Source organism: Streptomyces sp. NPDC051576 (assembly GCF_040681835.1).
Lineage (GTDB): Bacteria > Actinomycetota > Actinomycetes > Streptomycetales > Streptomycetaceae > Streptomyces.
In genome coordinates this window covers 535,660-552,606 of record NZ_JBFAZO010000003.1, presented here as the reverse complement: position 1 = coordinate 552,606, position 16,947 = coordinate 535,660, and the positions used below count along the sequence as shown (strand labels likewise).

17 protein-coding genes and 1 pseudogene are annotated in these 16,947 nt (G+C 70.2%); 9 read left to right on the top strand and 9 right to left on the bottom strand.

Annotated elements, in window-relative coordinates; translation table 11 throughout:
- The first annotated feature begins 112 nt into the window (after positions 1 to 112).
- From AB0M63_RS12330 to AB0M63_RS12320, 3 genes are all read left to right on the top strand, one after another.
- Positions 113 to 952: a helix-turn-helix transcriptional regulator gene (locus AB0M63_RS12330; RefSeq protein ID WP_358849735.1), complete on the top strand. Its 840-nt coding sequence runs from the start codon at positions 113 to 115 to the stop codon at positions 950 to 952.
- Entirely contained in the window at positions 949 to 1,158 is a 210-nt protein-coding gene (locus AB0M63_RS12325; protein ID WP_355916703.1) for a DUF397 domain-containing protein, read from the top strand. The genes AB0M63_RS12330 and AB0M63_RS12325 overlap by 4 nt, the downstream gene beginning before the upstream one ends.
- A 305-nt stretch (positions 1,159 to 1,463) precedes the next feature.
- On the top strand, positions 1,464 to 3,413 hold the full coding sequence (locus tag AB0M63_RS12320) for an Ig-like domain repeat protein (protein WP_366019308.1): 1,950 nt from the start codon (positions 1,464 to 1,466) through the stop codon (positions 3,411 to 3,413).
- A 6-nt stretch (positions 3,414 to 3,419) separates the two neighbouring features.
- Here the strand turns inward: AB0M63_RS12320 and AB0M63_RS12315 are convergent, their stop codons facing one another.
- Positions 3,420 to 4,586, bottom strand: coding sequence for a histidine kinase (locus AB0M63_RS12315; protein WP_366019307.1), 1,167 nt, complete (start codon positions 4,584 to 4,586; stop codon positions 3,420 to 3,422).
- 90 nt (positions 4,587 to 4,676) lie between these two features.
- Positions 4,677 to 5,345: a TetR family transcriptional regulator gene (locus AB0M63_RS12310; protein ID WP_366019306.1), complete on the bottom strand. Its 669-nt coding sequence runs from the start codon at positions 5,343 to 5,345 to the stop codon at positions 4,677 to 4,679.
- A 148-nt stretch (positions 5,346 to 5,493) separates the two neighbouring features.
- On the opposite strand from AB0M63_RS12310, the gene AB0M63_RS12305 reads away from it, so the two are divergent.
- Both AB0M63_RS12305 and AB0M63_RS12300 read left to right on the top strand, forming a co-directional pair.
- Positions 5,494 to 7,014, top strand: a complete 1,521-nt coding sequence (locus tag AB0M63_RS12305) for an FAD-dependent monooxygenase (protein ID WP_366019305.1) — start codon at positions 5,494 to 5,496, stop codon at positions 7,012 to 7,014.
- A gap of 10 nt (positions 7,015 to 7,024) precedes the next feature.
- Positions 7,025 to 7,396, top strand: coding sequence for a DUF6479 family protein (locus AB0M63_RS12300; RefSeq protein WP_355916688.1), 372 nt, complete (start codon positions 7,025 to 7,027; stop codon positions 7,394 to 7,396).
- 27 nt (positions 7,397 to 7,423) lie between these two features.
- On the opposite strand, the gene AB0M63_RS12295 is transcribed toward AB0M63_RS12300, so the two are convergent.
- The 3 genes from AB0M63_RS12295 to AB0M63_RS12285 are packed head-to-tail and all read right to left on the bottom strand — an operon-like array spanning position 7,424 to position 8,666.
- A complete protein-coding gene (locus tag AB0M63_RS12295; protein ID WP_355916685.1) occupies positions 7,424 to 7,705 on the bottom strand; it encodes a hypothetical protein in 282 nt (93 codons plus the stop codon).
- Between the two features lie 9 nt (positions 7,706 to 7,714).
- Positions 7,715 to 8,101 (bottom strand): VOC family protein, encoded by a 387-nt coding sequence (locus tag AB0M63_RS12290; protein WP_355916682.1) that lies wholly within the window; start codon positions 8,099 to 8,101, stop codon positions 7,715 to 7,717.
- Between the two features lie 52 nt (positions 8,102 to 8,153).
- Positions 8,154 to 8,666, bottom strand: coding sequence for a hypothetical protein (locus AB0M63_RS12285; protein WP_355916679.1), 513 nt, complete (start codon positions 8,664 to 8,666; stop codon positions 8,154 to 8,156).
- A gap of 213 nt (positions 8,667 to 8,879) precedes the next feature.
- Here AB0M63_RS12285 and AB0M63_RS12280 point away from each other — a divergent pair, with 213 nt between their 5' ends.
- Entirely contained in the window at positions 8,880 to 9,344 is a 465-nt protein-coding gene (locus AB0M63_RS12280; protein ID WP_355916984.1) for an FxLYD domain-containing protein, read from the top strand.
- Positions 9,345 to 9,381: 37 nt separating this feature from the next.
- On the opposite strand, the gene AB0M63_RS12275 is transcribed toward AB0M63_RS12280, so the two are convergent.
- The gene (locus AB0M63_RS12275; RefSeq protein WP_355916676.1) at positions 9,382 to 10,077 is read right to left on the bottom strand and encodes a DUF6445 family protein; all 696 of its coding nucleotides are present in this window, start codon (positions 10,075 to 10,077) and stop codon (positions 9,382 to 9,384) included.
- A 180-nt stretch (positions 10,078 to 10,257) separates the two neighbouring features.
- Between AB0M63_RS12275 and AB0M63_RS12270 the strand changes: the two genes are divergently transcribed.
- Complete coding sequence (locus tag AB0M63_RS12270; protein ID WP_355916673.1) at positions 10,258 to 10,731, top strand: carboxymuconolactone decarboxylase family protein; 474 nt, start codon at positions 10,258 to 10,260, stop codon at positions 10,729 to 10,731.
- Between the two features lie 389 nt (positions 10,732 to 11,120).
- Complete coding sequence (locus tag AB0M63_RS12265) at positions 11,121 to 11,855, top strand: DUF4142 domain-containing protein (RefSeq protein WP_366019482.1); 735 nt, start codon at positions 11,121 to 11,123, stop codon at positions 11,853 to 11,855.
- 17 nt (positions 11,856 to 11,872) lie between these two features.
- Here the strand turns inward: AB0M63_RS12265 and AB0M63_RS12260 are convergent, their stop codons facing one another.
- The gene (locus tag AB0M63_RS12260; RefSeq protein WP_366019304.1) at positions 11,873 to 13,531 is read right to left on the bottom strand and encodes a glycoside hydrolase family 13 protein; all 1,659 of its coding nucleotides are present in this window, start codon (positions 13,529 to 13,531) and stop codon (positions 11,873 to 11,875) included.
- 150 nt (positions 13,532 to 13,681) lie between these two features.
- Between AB0M63_RS12260 and AB0M63_RS12255 the strand changes: the two genes are divergently transcribed.
- Positions 13,682 to 14,614 carry an LAETG motif-containing sortase-dependent surface protein gene (locus AB0M63_RS12255; protein ID WP_366019303.1) on the top strand — a complete coding sequence of 311 codons (933 nt, stop codon included), beginning with the start codon at positions 13,682 to 13,684 and terminating at the stop codon, positions 14,612 to 14,614.
- A 28-nt stretch (positions 14,615 to 14,642) separates the two neighbouring features.
- Here AB0M63_RS12255 and AB0M63_RS12250 read toward each other — a convergent pair whose 3' ends face one another.
- Both AB0M63_RS12250 and thrS read right to left on the bottom strand, forming a co-directional pair.
- Entirely contained in the window at positions 14,643 to 15,605 is a 963-nt protein-coding gene (locus AB0M63_RS12250) for a nucleoside hydrolase (protein ID WP_366019302.1), read from the bottom strand.
- A gap of 86 nt (positions 15,606 to 15,691) precedes the next feature.
- A pseudogene (gene thrS, locus AB0M63_RS12245) lies at positions 15,692 to 16,918 on the bottom strand (threonine--tRNA ligase); the annotation flags it as partial.
- Between the last annotated feature and the right edge of the window lie 29 nt (positions 16,919 to 16,947).

Genomic DNA, 16,947 nt, shown 5'->3' with positions numbered 1-16,947 from the left:
TTCCGGACACGACTGTTCCTCTCCGTAGCGATTCCACTACCAAGCGAGTTCAGCGTGACCTAGAGTCGATACCCGCTCAACCTGTGGGCTGCGAAGGGAAGGTCGGTAACGGGTGGTCAATCGCAAGGAGTTGGACCCCGAGAGCAGTCCGGAAGCCGCCTACGGGGCGCGCATCCGCACATTGCGGGAGGCCCGCGGGTGGAAGCAGGAGGACCTCTCCGAAGTGATGGGGTACTCCAGCACCCACATCTCGGCCGTGGAAACTGGTCGCAAGATTCCAACTCTCCGTTTTTCGCGCAGTGCTGACGTCGCCTTCCGGATCGTCGACACCGTGGACACGTTCGAGCGTCAGTGGCACGAGTTGAAGCGCGGAAGCATGCTGGAGGGGTTCCCGCAGTACGTCGAGCATGAGGGGCGGGCGGTGGAGATCCGCCTGTTTACGCTAGGGATCATCCCCGGACTGTTGCAAACACCCCAGTACGCACGGGTGTTGGCGGACAACGACGTGCGACTGGGCGCCATCGCACCCGAACAGGCCGAGGAACGCGTCTCGATCCTGGCGGAGCGGCAGGAGGCACTGGTCCGGCCCCGCCCTGCCACGATGCTGGTGGTGATGGACGAAAGCTGCATCCGTAGGCGGGTCGGCGGAGACGAGATCATGGGCGCTCAGCTCGACCGACTGCTGGAGTTCGCCGAGCAGCCGAACACCGTGCTCCAGATCGCCCCGTACGACATGGGGGAGCGCCGTCCGTTCAACCTCCCCATGAACCTTCTGACGATGTCGGACCTGTCCGCGATCGCGTACGCGGAATCCCAGATGCGAGGACATCTGGAGCGCGATACGAAGTTCGTACTTCCCCAACTGGCGGCCTACCATCAGTTGCAGGCCGAATCGCTGTCCCAGGCGGCATCGGTGGCCATGATCAAAGAGGTACGAAAGGGCACGCTGTGACCACGACCGAGACCCTCCGCTGGTTCAAGTCTTCCTACAGCAGCAACGGCGGCGACTGCATCGAGGTCTCCGCACACCTCGTCGCCCCGCGCGGCCTGGTCCCCGTCCGTGACTCCAAGAACACGGACGGCCCGGTGCTCGGCTTCGAGACGGCCGCCTGGTCGTCGTTCATCGGTGGCATCAAGGGCGAGAGCTTCCCCGCCTGAACCACCGGGACGTCATCGCTGGTTGGTCGTAGGAGACGCCAAGCACGCCCAGGTCCGATGGGTCGACACCGACGCCATCCCCGACCCTCGACGGCTGGAGCTGATGCGGCGGCCGAGCTCACGCCTCGCCCACATCACCCCCGTAACCCCTTTCCCAACTGTCACAGTCATGACATACCCTTCACAAAGCAGCCGCGCCCCGCGCGTCACCGCGTCTCTCATCCGCGGTCACGTCCGGGTGTTGCGCGGCGCTCTCAACTCCCGGTCTCCGGACCGGTTTGCCTTGTGGGGGAACAGCAGTGCGGATGCGCAGCATCTCGACCGCGACAGCGCTCGCGGTCCTTTTCGGTTCGGCGGCGCTCAGCGTCGTAGCGGCGGGTACGGCCTCGGCGGCGACCGCCAACGTCGCCTCGCCCGGCGGCCTCGTCGTGGACGGCGCCCTCAAGCGGGTGTTCGTCGGCGACACCTCGGCCGGCACCGTCGCGGCCACCGACTACTCGGGCAACGTCCTCGCCTCGGCGGGCGGCATCGGCTCGGTCACCGACCTGACCGTGTCCGACGACGGGGCCACCGTGTACGCAGCGGTGCAGAACACGCACGAGATCGTGGCGATCGACGCGGCCACCCTCGACGTCAAGACCCGCTACGCGGTGCCCACCGACACCGGCCCGCGCCACATCGCGTTCGCCGGCGGCAAAGTGTGGTTCACCTACGGCGATCAGTGGGACGGCGACCTCGGTTCCGTGGACCCGGCAGTGGACCCGGCCGGCGGCACCGACCCGGTGACGATGGCCCAGTTCCCGAACCAGGGCACCTCCGTCGATATCTGGGGCCAGGCCCTGCTGGACACCGACCCGCTGCGGCCGGGCGTACTGGCCATCGGCGAGACCGGTATCTCCACCGACTCCATGGCCGTGGTCGACGTGTCGAGCGGGACGCCCGCGCTGACCGCCTGGTACCACGGCGACTACACGCTGAACAGCGGCATCGGCGACATCGACCTCGTCGCGGGCGCGGACCAGGTGCTGGTCAACGGCACGGTGCGGGACGCCTACGCGGACGGCAAGTTCAGTCAGGCGGGCACCTACCCGAGTGGTCAGCGGGCCGACATCGCACTCGACGGCACGGTCGCCCAGGCCAATGGCAACACGATCACGACGTACAGGCCGAACGCCACGAAGGCGATCCGCACGTACAGCGTCGGCTCCTACGGCACCGCCGACCTGACCTGGGCCCCGGACAACTCGCGTCTCTTCGTGCTCGCCGGGAACTCCGGCGGCGGCTACACGCTCAAGGCGCTGACCGACCCGGAGAAGAACGTCCCGACCCTCACGGTCAACGCCCCCTCCTCCGCCGCCCGCGCCAAGAAGCTCACCGTCACCGGCAAGCTCTCGGCGACTGTCGCGCTGCCGGCCGGCGCCAAGCTGACGGTCACCCGCACCGACCTGGAGTCCACGAAGGGCAAGGCGCTGCCCGCCGTCACGGTGGCGGCGAACGGCACGTACTCCTTCACGGACACCCCGCCGGTCGGCGGCACGGTCACCTACAAGGTGAGCTACGCGGGCGACGCCGGGCACGCCGCCGTCAGCGCCTCCGACAAGGTCGCCGTGTCGCGCGCGGCCACGAGCCTCACACTGAACAACAACGGCAAGCTGTACGGCTACGGCGCCGACGTGAAGTTCACCGCGCACCTCGGCACGACCTACAAGAACCGTACGGTCGCGATCTACACGGACCCCTTCGGCGCCGACAAGCCGAAGAAGCTGGTCAAGACCGGCAAGGTCAACTCCAGCGGCAACATCTCCGTGACCGTGGACATGACCCGCGACACCGCCGTCTCGGCCGTCTTCGCGGGTGACGCCCGCTACGCGTCCAAGACGGTGAAGGTCACGGCCTACGCCAAGGTCAAGGTGTCCACCGCGATCAGCAAGCAGTACAAGACGGCGAAGATCGGCTCGACGTCGTACTACTGGTTCCACAAGAACACCGCGCCGATCGTCACCACGACGATGACCTACTACAAGAACCGCCAGGAGCGGCTCGACCTTCAGGTCTACTACAACGGCCGCTGGTACGACTCCGACTCCGAGTACTTCGGCCTGGGCACGAACGGCAAGGTCGCCGTGAACCTGGGCGCCCCCGGCCAGTCCGGCATCAAGGCCCGCGTCCGGGCCGCGTACATCAACGGTTCGTCCGGGGACAACGTCAACTCGACGACGTACACCGGCTGGAAGTACCTGTACTTCTCCAACTAGCGCCCGCTACCAGGCGTACGGCAGCTCCGCCTCCACGACCGTCGGTCCGCCGGCGGGGCTGCTGACCCGGGCGGTCCCGTCGAGGGCGGCGATCCGGCGGCGCATGCCGAGCAGTCCGGTGCCGTCGGCCTCGTCGGCACCGCCCTTTCCCTCGTCGCGCACGAACACCGTCAACCCGTAGGGCGCACGGGCCAGTCGGACCTGCGCGCGCTCCGACCCGCTGTGCTTCGCCGCGTTGGTGAGCGCCTCCGCGACCAGGAAGTAGGCCGCGGCCTCGACCGCCGCCGGGGCGCGCGGGCCGGTCGCCAACTCCTCCACGTCCAGCGCGACTTCGAGCCCGCTGCTGGCGGCGAGCGCCCGTACGGCGCCGGCCAGGCCCCGGTCGGTGAGGATCGGCGGGTGGATGCCCCGGACGACGAGCCGCAGTTCCGTCAGTGCCTCCTCCGCCTGGTCCTGTGCCTGCGCGAGAAGGGCGCGGGCGGCCTCCGGATCGCCGCCGCCCTCCCGGTCGTAGGCCCGCTTGGCGAGTCCGATCCGCATCGACAGGGACACCAGTCGGGCCTGCGTGCCGTCGTGCAAGTCCCGCTCGATACGGCGGAGTTCGGCCTCGTGCGCGGCGATCACTCCGGCCCGGGTCTCGGCGAGCTCCTCGACGCGCTCGGTGAGCAATGCCTTCGGCGACGGCTTCAGCAGCGCCGCCGACCAGCGCGCGTCGAGGTCCGCGAGCCGCCCGATCAGCGGCAGCACGACGGCCCGCCGGCGCAGCAGTCCGCACCGCACACCGTCGACGGGCAGTCCTACGATCCACAGCGGGACGGCGAGCAGTCCGAGCAGGCCGTAGCCGTAGTGGGCGACCATCCAGCGCAGGTCCCTGAGCGTGCCGGGGTCCCGCACCGCCGCGACGAACCGCTCGCGCAACGGCAGCCCGTCCAGCGGCCGGTACGCCTCAGCGATCCCGCGCCCGCTCCACCCGGCCACCTGCCGCCGCTTCGCCCCGGCGATCCGCCGTACCAGCAGGACCGCCTCGGGCAGCATCCAGGCGCCGATCACGAACACGGTCCCGATGGTCGTGATCTCCAGCACGACGACGAAGAGATACGTCCCGAAGGCCATGGCCACACCTTTCGAGAGGTGAGCCGTGGCCCGCGCCGCCTGCCGCACTGTCTTACCCATGCCCACCACGTTGGCACCGGATCGCGGCCGGCGCGGGAGAGCAGGGTGCCGGATGCGTGGTGTAGCGGACTACACCGTCAGCCGTCGGCCTCAGCCGTCCGTGGCCCCGCCCGCGGCCCCGGACGTGAACACCGTGTCCAGGCCCGTCATGAGCTGGCCGTACGCCCGCTCGGCCAGCGTGACGGCTTCGTCGTAGGCCTCGTCGGCGGTGCGGCCGGAGGCCATCGCGCGCCAGTTCTCCACGCCCAGTTCCTGCTGGGCGACGATCAGGTGGGTCGCGGCCAGGCGTCTGGTGAGCGGGGTGGAACCGCCGGAGTGCGGGAGGGCCTGGGCGAGCGCGTCGATCTCCTGGCTGCGGTAGCGCTGGACCAGGCCGGTCTGGAGGCTCGGTGTGCCGTAGAGCAGGTCCATGAAGCTGAGCACCTCGGGGTGGTCGTTCAGCCCGGTGATCGGGTCGCGGGCGGCGAGGCGGTCCAGGAAGTGGTCGCGCAGGGCGGCCGTCGGGGTCAGGCCGGGCGGACGCTCGCGCACCACCCGGGCCGCTTCGCCCAGGTGGTCGGCGAAGCGGTGCAGGACCAGGTCCTCCTTGGTCGGGAAGTACCGGAACAGCGTGGCCTTGGAGACCTCTGCGGCGGCCGCGACCTCGACGACCGACACCTCGTCGAACCCCTTCTCGCGGAAGAGGCGCAGGGCTTCGTGCGCGATGAGGTTCCGCGTGCGTTCCTTCTTCCGCTCGCGCAGACCTGCGGGTTCGTCCATGCGGCCAGGATAACAGACGACGAGACTCGGCCTTGAATGAGGCCTGGAATAGAAAGAGACCAAGAATCTTCTGATACCCGGTTGCATTTTCTCGTCCGGCGATGTTCCATGGATGCGACGACGAGGGAACGACGAGCAGGGGACCGACATGAGCGACACAGACGTCCTGATCGTGGGCGCCGGGCCGACCGGCCTCACGCTGGCCATCGAGCTGGCCCGGCGCGGCACGGGGGTGCGGATCGTGGACGCGGCGCCCGTTCCGCACCGGGAGTCACGGGGCAAGGGCCTTCAACCACGCACCCTGGAGGTCCTGGAGGACGTCGGCGTCACCGAGCGCGCCCTCGCCACCGGGACGACCAGGCTGCCGTTCCGCAAGTACTTCGACGGCGCGCATGTGAGCGACACCGACCGCGCCGCGGACACCCGCCCCACACCGGACGCGCCGTACGACACAGGGGTGCTCATAGGGCAGTGGCAGGTGGAGGAGATCCTGCGCGACCGGCTCGCGGAGTTCGGGATCACGGTCGAACGCGGCCTGGAAGTCACCGGGTTCGAGCAGGACGAGAACGGCGTCACGGCGGTCCTGGCCGACGGGGAGCGCATCAGGGCCGGCCGTCTCGTCGGCTGTGACGGCGGGCGCAGCCGGGTGCGCAAGGCGATGGGGGTGCGGTTCGACGGTACGACCGAGCCGGCGCAGTCGATGGTCGTCGGTGACGTGGCGGCCGAGGGGATCAGCCGGGACTTCTGGCATCAGTGGTTCACGCCGGACGGGGGCGTGATGCTGTGCCCCATGCCCGGAACCGACTCCTTCCAGTTCCAGGCGGGCCCCGAACTCGACGCGGACGGCGAGCCGTTGCCGCCGTCGCTGGAGAGCTTCCAGCGGATCTTCGACCGGCACGCCCGCGTGCCCGGCATCAAGCTGACCGACCCCACCTGGCTCTCCGTCTGGCGGGTCAACGTCCGCATGGTCGACCGGATGCGCGTCGGCCGGGTCCTCCTCGCCGGGGACGCGGCGCACGTCCATCCGATCGCGGGCGGACTCGGCATGAACACCGGTATCCAGGACGCCTACAACCTGGGCTGGAAGCTGGCCCTGGTGACGGCGGGCCGGGCGGCACCCGGACTCCTGGACACCTACGAGGAGGAGCGCCTCCCGGTGGCCGCCTGGACCCTGGGCATCTCGACCGACCTGTACGCCCGGGTGCTGGAGGCGGTCAAGGAACCCGGCACCGGTATCGAGGCCGCCGCCGCGCCCCCGATGGGCACCGGCTACCGCTGGAGTTCACTGGCCGCCCCGGCCGGCGCCGGCGACCCCGACGTCCTGCGCCCGGGCGACCGCGCCCCGGACGCGCCCTGCCTCGACGCCTCGGGCCGTCCCGTCCGGCTCTTCCAGGTGTACGCGGACCCGCGATTCACACTGCTCGGCTTCGGCACCGAAGTCGCGGACGCGGTGGGCAAGTTGGCGGTCGAGCACCAGGACCTGCTCCAGGCGTTCACGCTGGACACCGACCTGCGCGACCACGAGGGCCATGCCCGACGGGCGTACGGCGTCACAGACCCGGCCCTGGTGCTGGTCCGCCCGGACAACCACATAGCGCTGCTCACCCGCGACCCCGCAGAGGTGAACGACTATCTGTCCCATATCGCCACGATCGGCCCGAAAGAGTGATACTCGGAGTATGAGCATGGCAACGTATGAACTGCTGGCCGCGTCGCACAACGCGCTCAACATGACCGTGGCCTTTCTCGGTGGCATGGTGATCGCAGGCGCGCTGGTCTGGGCCGTAGGTTTCGGCATGAAGGTCCGGGACCAGGAACTTCCACGGCCGCTCCCCGAGGAGCAGCCCCACCTCCCCGTCACCGGCGCCGTCCATGAGATGCGCGAGATGCGGGAGCCCGACGAGATGCCCGTCGCCTCGGAGGAGAAGGAACGGCTCATGCCCTACCAGCTCCACCACTCCGGAAGCAGAACGGGCAAGGAACAGAAACGACAGCGCTGGCTGCCCGGAAGAAGCGGCTCCTTCGGCGGCGGCGGCATCGGCCACGTCTGACCCGGGCCTCACCGGGCGGGCGTACCGTCAGCTGAACCGCTTTCGGACGGACAACAGCGCGGCATACCCGCCCACCGCCACGGGCACCCCCACCACACACAGCAGTCCACTGCCGGCCGAGCCGAAAGCCGTCAGCGCCGTCCCGGTCATGGCCACCGCGGCCGCGGCGGACTCCGCCCGCAGTTGCGGCGCCGAACGCCTGCTGGCCTCGGGCTTGACGAGCTGGCGCCCGAGGAGCACCTGAACGGCGTTGACCGCGGCCAAGGCGGCGGCGAGCACGCCCACGACGAGCATGGCTATGTCGGACATGGCGAGAAACTACCGCGCCGGGAACAGACAGAACTCGTTGCCCTCCGGGTCCGCCAGCAGGTGGTGGTCCTCGTAGCGGGTGAGGACGGTCGCGCCCAGGTGCACCAGGCGGGCGGTCTCGTTCTCCAGGTCCGTCGCCAGCAGGTCCAGGTGGAGGCGGTTCTTCACCGACTTGGGCTCGGGGACGAGCTGACACCAGATCCGCGGACCGCCGGCGCCCGGTTCGATCAGTACGGTCGGGTCGTCCTCCGGGCCCGCGATGCCCAGCGCACGCAGGCGGGCCAACTCGGCCTCGTCGTAAGGGGCTACGGCGTACCCGTCCAGCGCCGCCGCCCAGAAACGGGCCGTGGCGGCGGGACGGGCGCAGTCGATGACGATGTCGTGGAGTCGGGCCATCGGGACAGCATGCGCGCCGACTACCACCGCCGTCCCGCCCCCCTTCGGCTCGCTACCGGTTCGCTCCGGTGGGCGCGGGGTGGTTGACCGCCAGTGCCCAGATCACGAACACGTCGACCGCGATCATGATGACCGACCAGACCGGGGCGTAGGGGAGGAACATGAACTGGAGAATCGCGCTGAGGCTCGCGAGGACGATGCCGCAGACGCGGGCCCAGCCCATGTTTTTGAGGATGCCCCAGCCGGTGATCACGCCGACGGCGCCGAGGCAGACGAGAATGACACCCCAGCCGGTGAGGTTGATGCTGTAGATGTAGCTGCCGACGCGGGCGTACACGTCGTCCTTGGCGAGCGCGGAGATGCCCTGGAGGATGGCGATGACGCCGTTCATCAGCATCAGGACACCGGCGAAGACGGCACCGCCGGCCGCTAGCCCGCCGCCGGACGGGGGCGCGCCGTAGCCCTGCGTGCCGGGGGCCTGGCCGGAGTCGCCCCAGGCCGAGGGCTTCTCCTCGCCCCTGGGCGTCGAGTGCGGCTGCTGTGTCGAGTGCGGCTGTTGCGTCATGGCCGTGCCCCACCTCTCTGTGGTCACTGGTGCTTCGGTGCTTCGACCATCCGGCCGTGGCACTCCCCCCACCAGGGGAGTTACGCCGTACGGGTGAGCACATCGGGTGACGTCGGCGTGCGGTCCCACGGCAACGGACCTTCACTGGAGGGACGACCCGGGGAAGCGACGACTCATGGAGGCGACATGGCCTGGAACAGGCACGGCGGCGCGATGCTGACGGCGGTCGTCGCCCTCGCCCTCACCGGAGTGACCGGGCTGACCGGCTGTTCCGACGACGGCACTCCGTCCTCCGTCGCCAGCAAGGCCGCGTCCGCCGTCGAGTCCGTCGGCTCACAGGCCGCCAGCGCGGTCTCGTCGGCGACCGCCGAGGCCGGCCGCAGACTCGACGAGGTGAAGAACGGTGTCGACGCCAAGGACGCCGTGAAACTCGGCGCACCGGCCACCGACTCGGCCGGCCGCAGCACCGTCGAGATCACCGCCGACAACACCGCGGACTCGGCCAAGTCCTTCGCCGTGCAGGTCGAGTTCAAGGACGCGGGCGGCAATCTCCTCGACACCGTGGTCGTCACCGTCTCCGACGTCGCGGCCGGAAAGTCCGGCAAGGCGACCGCCCGCAGCAACCGCGAGCTGTCGGGCGAGGTGAAGGCGGAGGTCGGGCGGGCACTGCGTTACTGACCGCCCGGCGGCGCCGGCGGGCGGCCCCCGCGCTCGGTCAGGCCATCCAGAAGAAGACGGCGGTCATCCGCTTCTCGTCCAGGGTGCTGCCGTGGTAACCGGTCGCGCTGTGCACGAGGTTGGCGTGGTAGAGCAGCAGGCTGTTGTACCGGTTCGGCACGCGGACGTCCTCCTCGAAGGCGTCCGGCGCCACGAACCGTGTGCCCAGCGCTTCCACGAGGTTGTTGTGCGGCGCCTGTACGACATTGCCGCCGAGCCGTCCGCCGGGCAGGTGCTGGCGGTAGAAGCTGGTGCCGCAGTCCTTGGGCACGGAGGGGTTGAGGTACAGCACGGCGGCGTACCGGCACAGGGCCCGCGAGTCGGTGTGGGGCCGGGGCTCGCTCTCGCCCTCCCCCACGACCTGGACGCAGTTGTGGTTGAGGGTCCCGCCGCCGGGCGCCTGCTGCACCCACAGTTCCCTGGCGCCGGTGGCCTGCTTCACCAGCCGTTCTATGCGCCCCAGTTCGGACGGTTCGAGGCCCGGCATGGTGCGCAGCCCCGGCCAGGTCTCCGAGGTGTACGGATACCCCTTCACCCAGTCGTCCTTGGCGAGACACCGCTCCCGTACGGCGTCCACGTCCGGGAGTACGTCGTTCAGCACCCAGTAGTCACGGCCCTTGGTGGGCTTTCGGTAGGGGAGGACGGGGAGTTGGGCCTGGCGGGCCCGCTGGGGGTGTGGGGGGAGTGGTGGCATGGGGCCGAACGTATAGCGGGGTGCGGCGGGGCTTCGTCAACGTGATGCCATGTCCCGGTCAACATTCTTTCAACGCGGGGACGAGACCCAGGTCACATCGGGGGCTGTCACATTCCTGCCGGGTCGTTCCGTCAGACCTGTGTAAGCAAGCAACGGCAACGAACCGCAGAGGAGCCCACCATGGGTGCTCGTTTGAACGCCTTCGCCAATCCGATCGCCGGCAAGGCCCTGAAGCACTTCATGGCGGCGGGCAAGGTCATCGACGACTCGCCGCTGCCCACCGCCACACAGGAACTCGTCAAGCTCCGCGCGAGCCAGATCAACGGGTGCGGGTTCTGCACCGACATGCACAGCAAGGACGCGGCGGCCGCCGGGGAGACGGCGGTACGGCTGAACCTCGTCGCCGCCTGGCGCGAGGCCACCGTCTTCACCGACGCCGAGCGCGCCGCACTGGAACTGACGGAGCAGGGCACCCGCATCGCGGACGCGGCGGGCGGCGTGCCGGACGAGGTGTGGGCGAACGCGGCCAAGCACTACGACGAGGACCAACTGATCGCCCTCGTCACGCTGATCGCCCTCATCAACAGCTACAACCGCCTCAACGTCATGCTCACGATGCCGGCCGGCGACTACAAGCCCGGCCAGTTCGGCTGACAGGCCGTCGCGACCCGGCCACCTCCACGCCGACCCGAGCCGCGTCCGGAATCACCCCGGCGTGCGCGGCGACCGTCGCGGGCAGGCGGAGCCCCGAGCCCGCCGCCTCCCGCGGTACGGTCGCCGCCGGGTCCGGCACACCTCCGCGCCGGCGGCCGTCGTCCGCGGTACGGCACCCCGCAACCGGGGCGCGAAGCGGATACCCGAAACCGGGCCCAAACCGGAGGCACCACCCGCCACTTGTGACGCGCCCCACTCCGGCTTTACCAAAACAAAAGACTTCGCGGGCTCCCCCGATCCGTATTCCCCACTGTCCGTACCGCCGACGGGCGGTCCACGACACAGGAGGTACGGTGCGCTTTTCGCGGAACGCGACGGGAACGATGGTGGTGGGAGGGGCCCTCAGCCTGACCCTCGTCGCACTCGCCTATCCGGCAATGCTGGGCGTCAACACGGTCGCCAGCGCTTCCACACGCGTGATCGCCAACACGCAGTGGGGGCCGCTGACCGAAGGCGACCGGGACTTCGTGGTCAAGGTGCGCGCGGCGGGTCTGTGGGAATACCCCGTCGGCCAGATGGGCCTGAAGAAGGGGGCGAGCCCGGCGGTCATCACCGCGAGCAAGCACCTGATCGACGGTCACGCGGCGCTGGACACCACCGTCCGCAAGATCGCGCCCATGCTCAACATCACGATCCCGAACCAGCCCAGCCCGCAGCAGCAGGGGTTCATCAACACGCTGAACGCGGACAGCGGCAAGCAGTTCGACACGGACTTCGCCAACATCCTGCGCGTGACGCACGGTTCGATCTTCAACACGATCGCGAAGATCCGCTCCACCACCGAGAACACCCTGGTACGGACCCTCGCCGACCAGGCCAACGCGACGGTCCTGGACCACATCACGGTGATGGAGAACACCGGTCTGGTCAACTTCAGCCAGGTCCTCTTCCAGGAGACGACCCCGCCGAAGCTGCCGGCCACCGACCTGACCCCGCCGCCCCCGGCCGCGGGCCAGCCGGAGGTGGTGCTCACCCCGCCGGTGAACAGCACCACCCAGCCGCCGGTCCTGCCGGGCGAGTCACCGACCCAGAGCGCGGCCGGCGCCACCCCGACCGTGGGGTGAGCGCCCCGTACAGCGCCTCACGCCCCCAGCCATACGGTCGTGTCCGGCCCCAACTCCCCGTCCCCTGCCACCGGTTGGCCGCTGCTGCTCAGCAGCACCTCCCCCGGCGGCAGGGCGACCGGCCGGTCCGACAGGTTGGTGACACACCGCCAGCCGTCGGAGCGCGCGAAGTGCAGGACGCCGGGCGGGCTGTCGGCGGCCCAGGTCAGCGACTCCCCGTCGAGCAGCTTGCGGCGCAGCCGCAGTGCGGTGCGGTAGAGCTCCAGGGTGGATCCCTCCGTACCGTCCTGTGCCTCGACGGCGTACGACGCGAAACCCGCCGGCTGCGGCAGCCACGCGGGCCCCGCCCCGAAGCCGTACGACGGACCGCTCGAAGTCCACGGCAGGGGCACCCGGCAGCCGTCGCGGCCCTTGTGGGTGTGGCCCTGTTGTTCCCAGATGGGGTCCTGGAGGACCTCGACGGACAGGTCGGCGACCTCGGGCAGTCCGAGTTCCTCGCCCTGGTAGACGTACGACGAACCGGGCAGCGCCAGCATCAGCAGGGTCGCGGCGCGGGCCCGGCGCAGACCGGCCGCCGTATCGAGCGGCGGAGTACGGCCGTCGGACAGCAGCCAGGCGTTCGGGTCGGTGCCCGGGGGCAGCATCAGGCGCGAGGCGTGTCGTACGACGTCGTGGTTGGACAGCACCCAGGTCGCCGAGGCGCCCGCCGCGCGGGCCGTCGCGAGCGAGCCGGTGATCACCTCGCGCAGTTCGTCCGCGTCCCAACCGGCCTCCAGGTACTCGAAGTTGAAGGCCTGGCCGAGCTCCTCGGGGCGGGCGTACAGGGCGCGGCGGGCGGACGGTACCCAGGCCTCGGCGACCGCCATCCGGGGCGGGCTGTAGGTGTCGAAGACCGTACGCCGCCAGTCCCGGTAGATCTCGTGGACCGCGTCACGGTCGTAGTAGGGGTGGCTGCCGGGCGGGAGCGAGTCGAGGACGGCCTCGGCGTTCGCCGCGATGGGGCCGATGTCGCGCAACGGCTCGGCGAGGTCCTTGACCAGGGCGTGCGCCACGTCGACGCGGAAGCCGTCGACGCCGCGGTCCGACCAGAAGCTCAGGGTGGTGCGGAAGTCGGCCCGCACCTCCTCGTTGTCCCAGTTCAGATCGGGCTGTTCGGGCGTGAAGAGGTGCAAGTACCACTGCCCGTCCGGTACTTGACGCCAGGCGCTGCCGCCGAAGACCGACGGCCAGTCGGTGGGCGGGAGTTGACCGTCCGCGCCGCGCCCGTCCCGGAAGACGTACCGGTCGCGGGCGGCGGAACCGGGCGGCGCGGCCAGCGCCTCCTGGAACCAACTGTGCAGCCGCGAGGTGTGGTTGGGCACGATGTCGACCATGACCTTCAGACCCAGCCGGTGCGCCTCGGCGACCATCGCGTCGAAGTCGTCGAGGGTGCCCAGGCGCGGGTCGACGTCCCGGTAGTCGGCGACGTCGTAGCCGCCGTCGGCGAGTTCCGAGGGGTAGAAGGGGCTGAGCCACAGCGCGTCGACACCCAGCGTGGCGAGGTGGTTGAGGCGCTCGGTGATGCCCCGGAGATCGCCGAGCCCGTCGCCGTCCGCGTCGGCGAAACTGCGCGGATAGACCTGGTAGAAGACGGCCTGACGCCACCAGTTCGGGTCACGGGAGGACAGGTCGGTCACGTGGTCTCCTTATGAATTCCCTCTGGAACGAGGCAAGTTGACAGTCATCTTCCGGTAGACCCACGATGTGTACACGCTGTGGCGCATGTGACCAATGGGCCCGGTGTTCCTTCGCTCTTCACACCTTGCACAGGCCAGGATGGGATAAGTATGTCCATAGCGAGTCGTGTCACCGTGCGTCGCCTGTTGGGGACAGGCGCCGCCTCCCTCGCCCTCGCCGCTGCCTCCGTCGGCGCCGCTTCCGGCGCCTGGGCCTCCAGCGGCCACGGCGACGGCGGTGACGGTTGGGGCTCCGGCGGCCACTACCGGCCCGGCTCAGGTGCCGGTACGGTCACCGGGACCGAGGGCTGCCAGTTCTCGCTGGACGGCACCGACTTCTACCCCTCGGTCAAGGTCGACGACCAGAACCTGAAGCCGACCGACGACGGCAAGATCCACATCAAGGTCCGCACCGCCGGTGACGCCGACACCTGCACCGCCTCGCTCGCCTCGTACATCGCGCACGGCCCGACCTTCGCCACCTCGGGGCAGCAGGTCTTCGTCGACTTCGACACGGTGACCGTGAAGAAGGGGCAGACCGACTCGCTCGACATCGCGGTGCCGGACGAGGGCTGCTTCGCGCAGATCGACCTCTACCGGGGTGCGGTCAAGTTCGACGGCAACCCCGCCGCCGGCGACGGCCTCGTCCACGGCGACCTGCCCAAGGGCCCCGACCACCCGGTCATCAAGGACAAGCTGATCGCGGCCTGGAACGGCGGCACGAAGGACTGCACGACCACCGAGTCCCCGTCCCCCTCCGCCCCCGCGTCGGTCCCGCCGAGCACCCCCTCGGCCTCCGAGTCCACGACCCCCTCGGCGACGCCGAGCGCCTCGGAGTCGACCTCGACGTCCACCCCGACCCCCTCCGCCACCGAGTCGACCACCACCCCGGCAGCGCCCACGCCCAACGGCGGCGGCGGTGACCTCGCCGAGACCGGCGGCGGCAGCAACACGGGCGCGATCGTCGGCGGCGCGGCGGCGCTCCTGGCCGGCGGCGCGGCGATCGTGGTGGCCACACGACGCCGCCGGGCTTCACACTCGTAGCCCTGGGCGGGCCGGCTGCCTCCCGAGGTCAGCCGGCCTCCACCGTCGTCAGCCACAGCTTCACGTAGCGCTCCACGTCGACGTCCAACCCCACGTCCACCAGGGCCTGTTCGCGGGCCCCGTCGTGGATCTCGGACTCGCCGTGGCGGGTGCGGCGGTCGACGATGGTCTGGCCGCGCGACGGGCCGGGGGCGAGGGAGACCTCGACCGGCAGCAGGCGGGTGGTGAGGCCGTCCGGGTCGGCGACCGCGCAGACCGCGCCCGCGTCGCCGAGCCCGCCGGTGGGGACGAGGTCGCCGGAGGCGGCCGGGTAGCGGTGGGCGAGCAGGTCGCCGGCCAGCCGCAGCCGGGGCTCCGCGCTCTCCCGCAGCCGCCGTACGTCGGCGGCCGGGACCTGGACCCGTTCGAACACGTCCAGCCCGTACATCGTGATCGGCACCCCGGCGGTGAGCAGGATCGCCGCCGCCTCCGGGTCGTGCCACACGTTGAACTCCGCGACCGGCGTGGCGTTCCCGACCTCCACCGCGCCGCCCATGAACACGATCCGCTCGATGTTGCGGGTCACCTCGGGGAACGTCCGCAGCAGCAGCGCGATGTTGGTCAGCGGCGCGGTCGGGATGAGGGTGACCGGGCGCGGGGAGGCGAGGATCTCCCGGCGCAGCAGCGTCACCGCGTCCACGTCGACGGGCCTGCGCGCCGACGCGGGCAGCCCCATGTCCCCCATACCGTCCTGCCCATGGACATGCGCGGCCGACCGCGCCGGCTCGATCAGCGGCCGGGCCGCCCCGCGCGCGACCGGGATGTCACCGGCCCCGGCGTGGTCCAGGACGATCAGCGTGTTCCGTACGACCTGGTCGACGTCCGCGTTCCCGGCGACACAGGTGACCGCGCGCAGGTCGAGACCCGGGTGCCGAACGGCGAACAGCAGCGCCAGGGCGTCGTCGACCCCGGTGTCGCAGTCGATGATCACAGGGATGGGCTGACCGCTCACGGCAGGTTCCTTTCGACTGACGCACAGGGCTGTTCGTTTCGGTGCAGGGTCGGTTCAGTTAGGTTCGATTCGATTCGCTTGTGACCTTACGCATCCGCCCACAGTTCGGCGCCGCGCGCCTCGACCCGCGCGGCGACGCGGTCCAAGAGTCCCGCGGGCGGCAACGGCCCGACACGGCGACCGTCCCGCAGCCGTACGGCGACCAGGCCCGCGTCGGCCTCCCGCTCACCGACCACCACCTGGTACGGCACAAGGCGCGCCGCCCGGATCCTGGCCCCGAGGCTGCCCTCGACGGACACCTCGGCCCGCAGCCCCTGCCCCACGGCCCGCTCCACGAGGTCGTACGCCTGCCGCTCCTGCGCCTCCGACACCGGCAGCACCACCATCTGCACGGGCGCCAGCCACACCGGGAACGCCCCGCCGTGTTCCTCCAGGAGATGCGCCACCGCGCGCTCCACGCTGCCGATGACACTGCGGTGCACCATGACCGGCCGGTGTTTCGCGCCGTCGGCGCCGATGTAGTGCAGATCGAAGCGTTCAGGCTGGTGGAAGTCGATCTGGACGGTGGAGAGGGTGGCCTCGCGGCCCGCCGAGTCGACGATCTGGACGTCGATCTTCGGCCCGTAGAAGGCGGCTTCACCCTCGACGGCCTCGTAGGCGATCCCGGCCCCGTCCAACACCTCCCTCAGCAGCGCGGTGGCCCGCCGCCAAAGGGCGGGATCGGCAACGTACTTGCTGCCGTCGCCACCCTCCCCCGGCAGGGAGAGGCGGTGGCGGGAGGCGCGGATACCGAGGTCGGCGTAGGCGCGGGCGATGAGGGCCAGCGCGGCGCGGGCCTCCTCGACGGCCTGCTCCAGGGTGCAGAAGATGTGCGCGTCATTGAGCTGGATGGCACGGACGCGGGTCAGACCGCCGAGGACACCGGACAGCTCAGAGCGGTACATGCCGCCCAACTCGGCGATACGGAGCGGAAGTTCACGGTAACTGTGCGACCGGGAGCGGTAGACGAGCGCGTGATGGGGACAGAGACTCGGCCGCAGCACGACCTCCTCGGCGCCCAGCTTCATCGGCGGGAACATGTCGTCGCTGTAGTGCGACCAGTGCCCGGAGATCTCGTACAGCTCCCGCTTGCCGAGCACCGGCGAGTACACATGCCGATACCCGGCCGCCTGCTCCAACCCCCTTACATACTCCTCCAGTTCATGCCGCACGACCGCCCCGTCGGGCAGCCAGTACGGCAGGCCCGCACCCATCAGGGGATCGGTGTCGAAGAGGCCGAGTTCGCGGCCGAGGCGTCGGTGGTCGTACATGGTGAACTCCTCACGGACAAAGGAACCGAGAG

What these genes read in the sequence shown, in the direction of transcription:
- AB0M63_RS12320 (WP_366019308.1), top strand. Translation starts at nt 1,464, where the DNA reads ATGCGCAGCATCTCGACCGCGACAGCGCTCGCGGTCCTTTTCGGTTCG.
- AB0M63_RS12315 (WP_366019307.1), bottom strand. Translation starts at nt 4,586, where the DNA reads ATGGGTAAGACAGTGCGGCAGGCGGCGCGGGCCACGGCTCACCTCTCG.
- AB0M63_RS12310 (WP_366019306.1), bottom strand. Translation starts at nt 5,345, where the DNA reads ATGGACGAACCCGCAGGTCTGCGCGAGCGGAAGAAGGAACGCACGCGG.
- AB0M63_RS12305 (WP_366019305.1), top strand. Translation starts at nt 5,494, where the DNA reads ATGAGCGACACAGACGTCCTGATCGTGGGCGCCGGGCCGACCGGCCTC.
- AB0M63_RS12300 (WP_355916688.1), top strand. Translation starts at nt 7,025, where the DNA reads ATGAGCATGGCAACGTATGAACTGCTGGCCGCGTCGCACAACGCGCTC.
- AB0M63_RS12295 (WP_355916685.1), bottom strand. Translation starts at nt 7,705, where the DNA reads ATGTCCGACATAGCCATGCTCGTCGTGGGCGTGCTCGCCGCCGCCTTG.
- AB0M63_RS12290 (WP_355916682.1), bottom strand. Translation starts at nt 8,101, where the DNA reads ATGGCCCGACTCCACGACATCGTCATCGACTGCGCCCGTCCCGCCGCC.
- AB0M63_RS12285 (WP_355916679.1), bottom strand. Translation starts at nt 8,666, where the DNA reads ATGACGCAACAGCCGCACTCGACACAGCAGCCGCACTCGACGCCCAGG.
- AB0M63_RS12280 (WP_355916984.1), top strand. Translation starts at nt 8,880, where the DNA reads ATGCTGACGGCGGTCGTCGCCCTCGCCCTCACCGGAGTGACCGGGCTG.
- AB0M63_RS12275 (WP_355916676.1), bottom strand. Translation starts at nt 10,077, where the DNA reads ATGCCACCACTCCCCCCACACCCCCAGCGGGCCCGCCAGGCCCAACTC.
- AB0M63_RS12270 (WP_355916673.1), top strand. Translation starts at nt 10,258, where the DNA reads ATGGGTGCTCGTTTGAACGCCTTCGCCAATCCGATCGCCGGCAAGGCC.
- AB0M63_RS12255 (WP_366019303.1), top strand. Translation starts at nt 13,682, where the DNA reads ATGTCCATAGCGAGTCGTGTCACCGTGCGTCGCCTGTTGGGGACAGGC.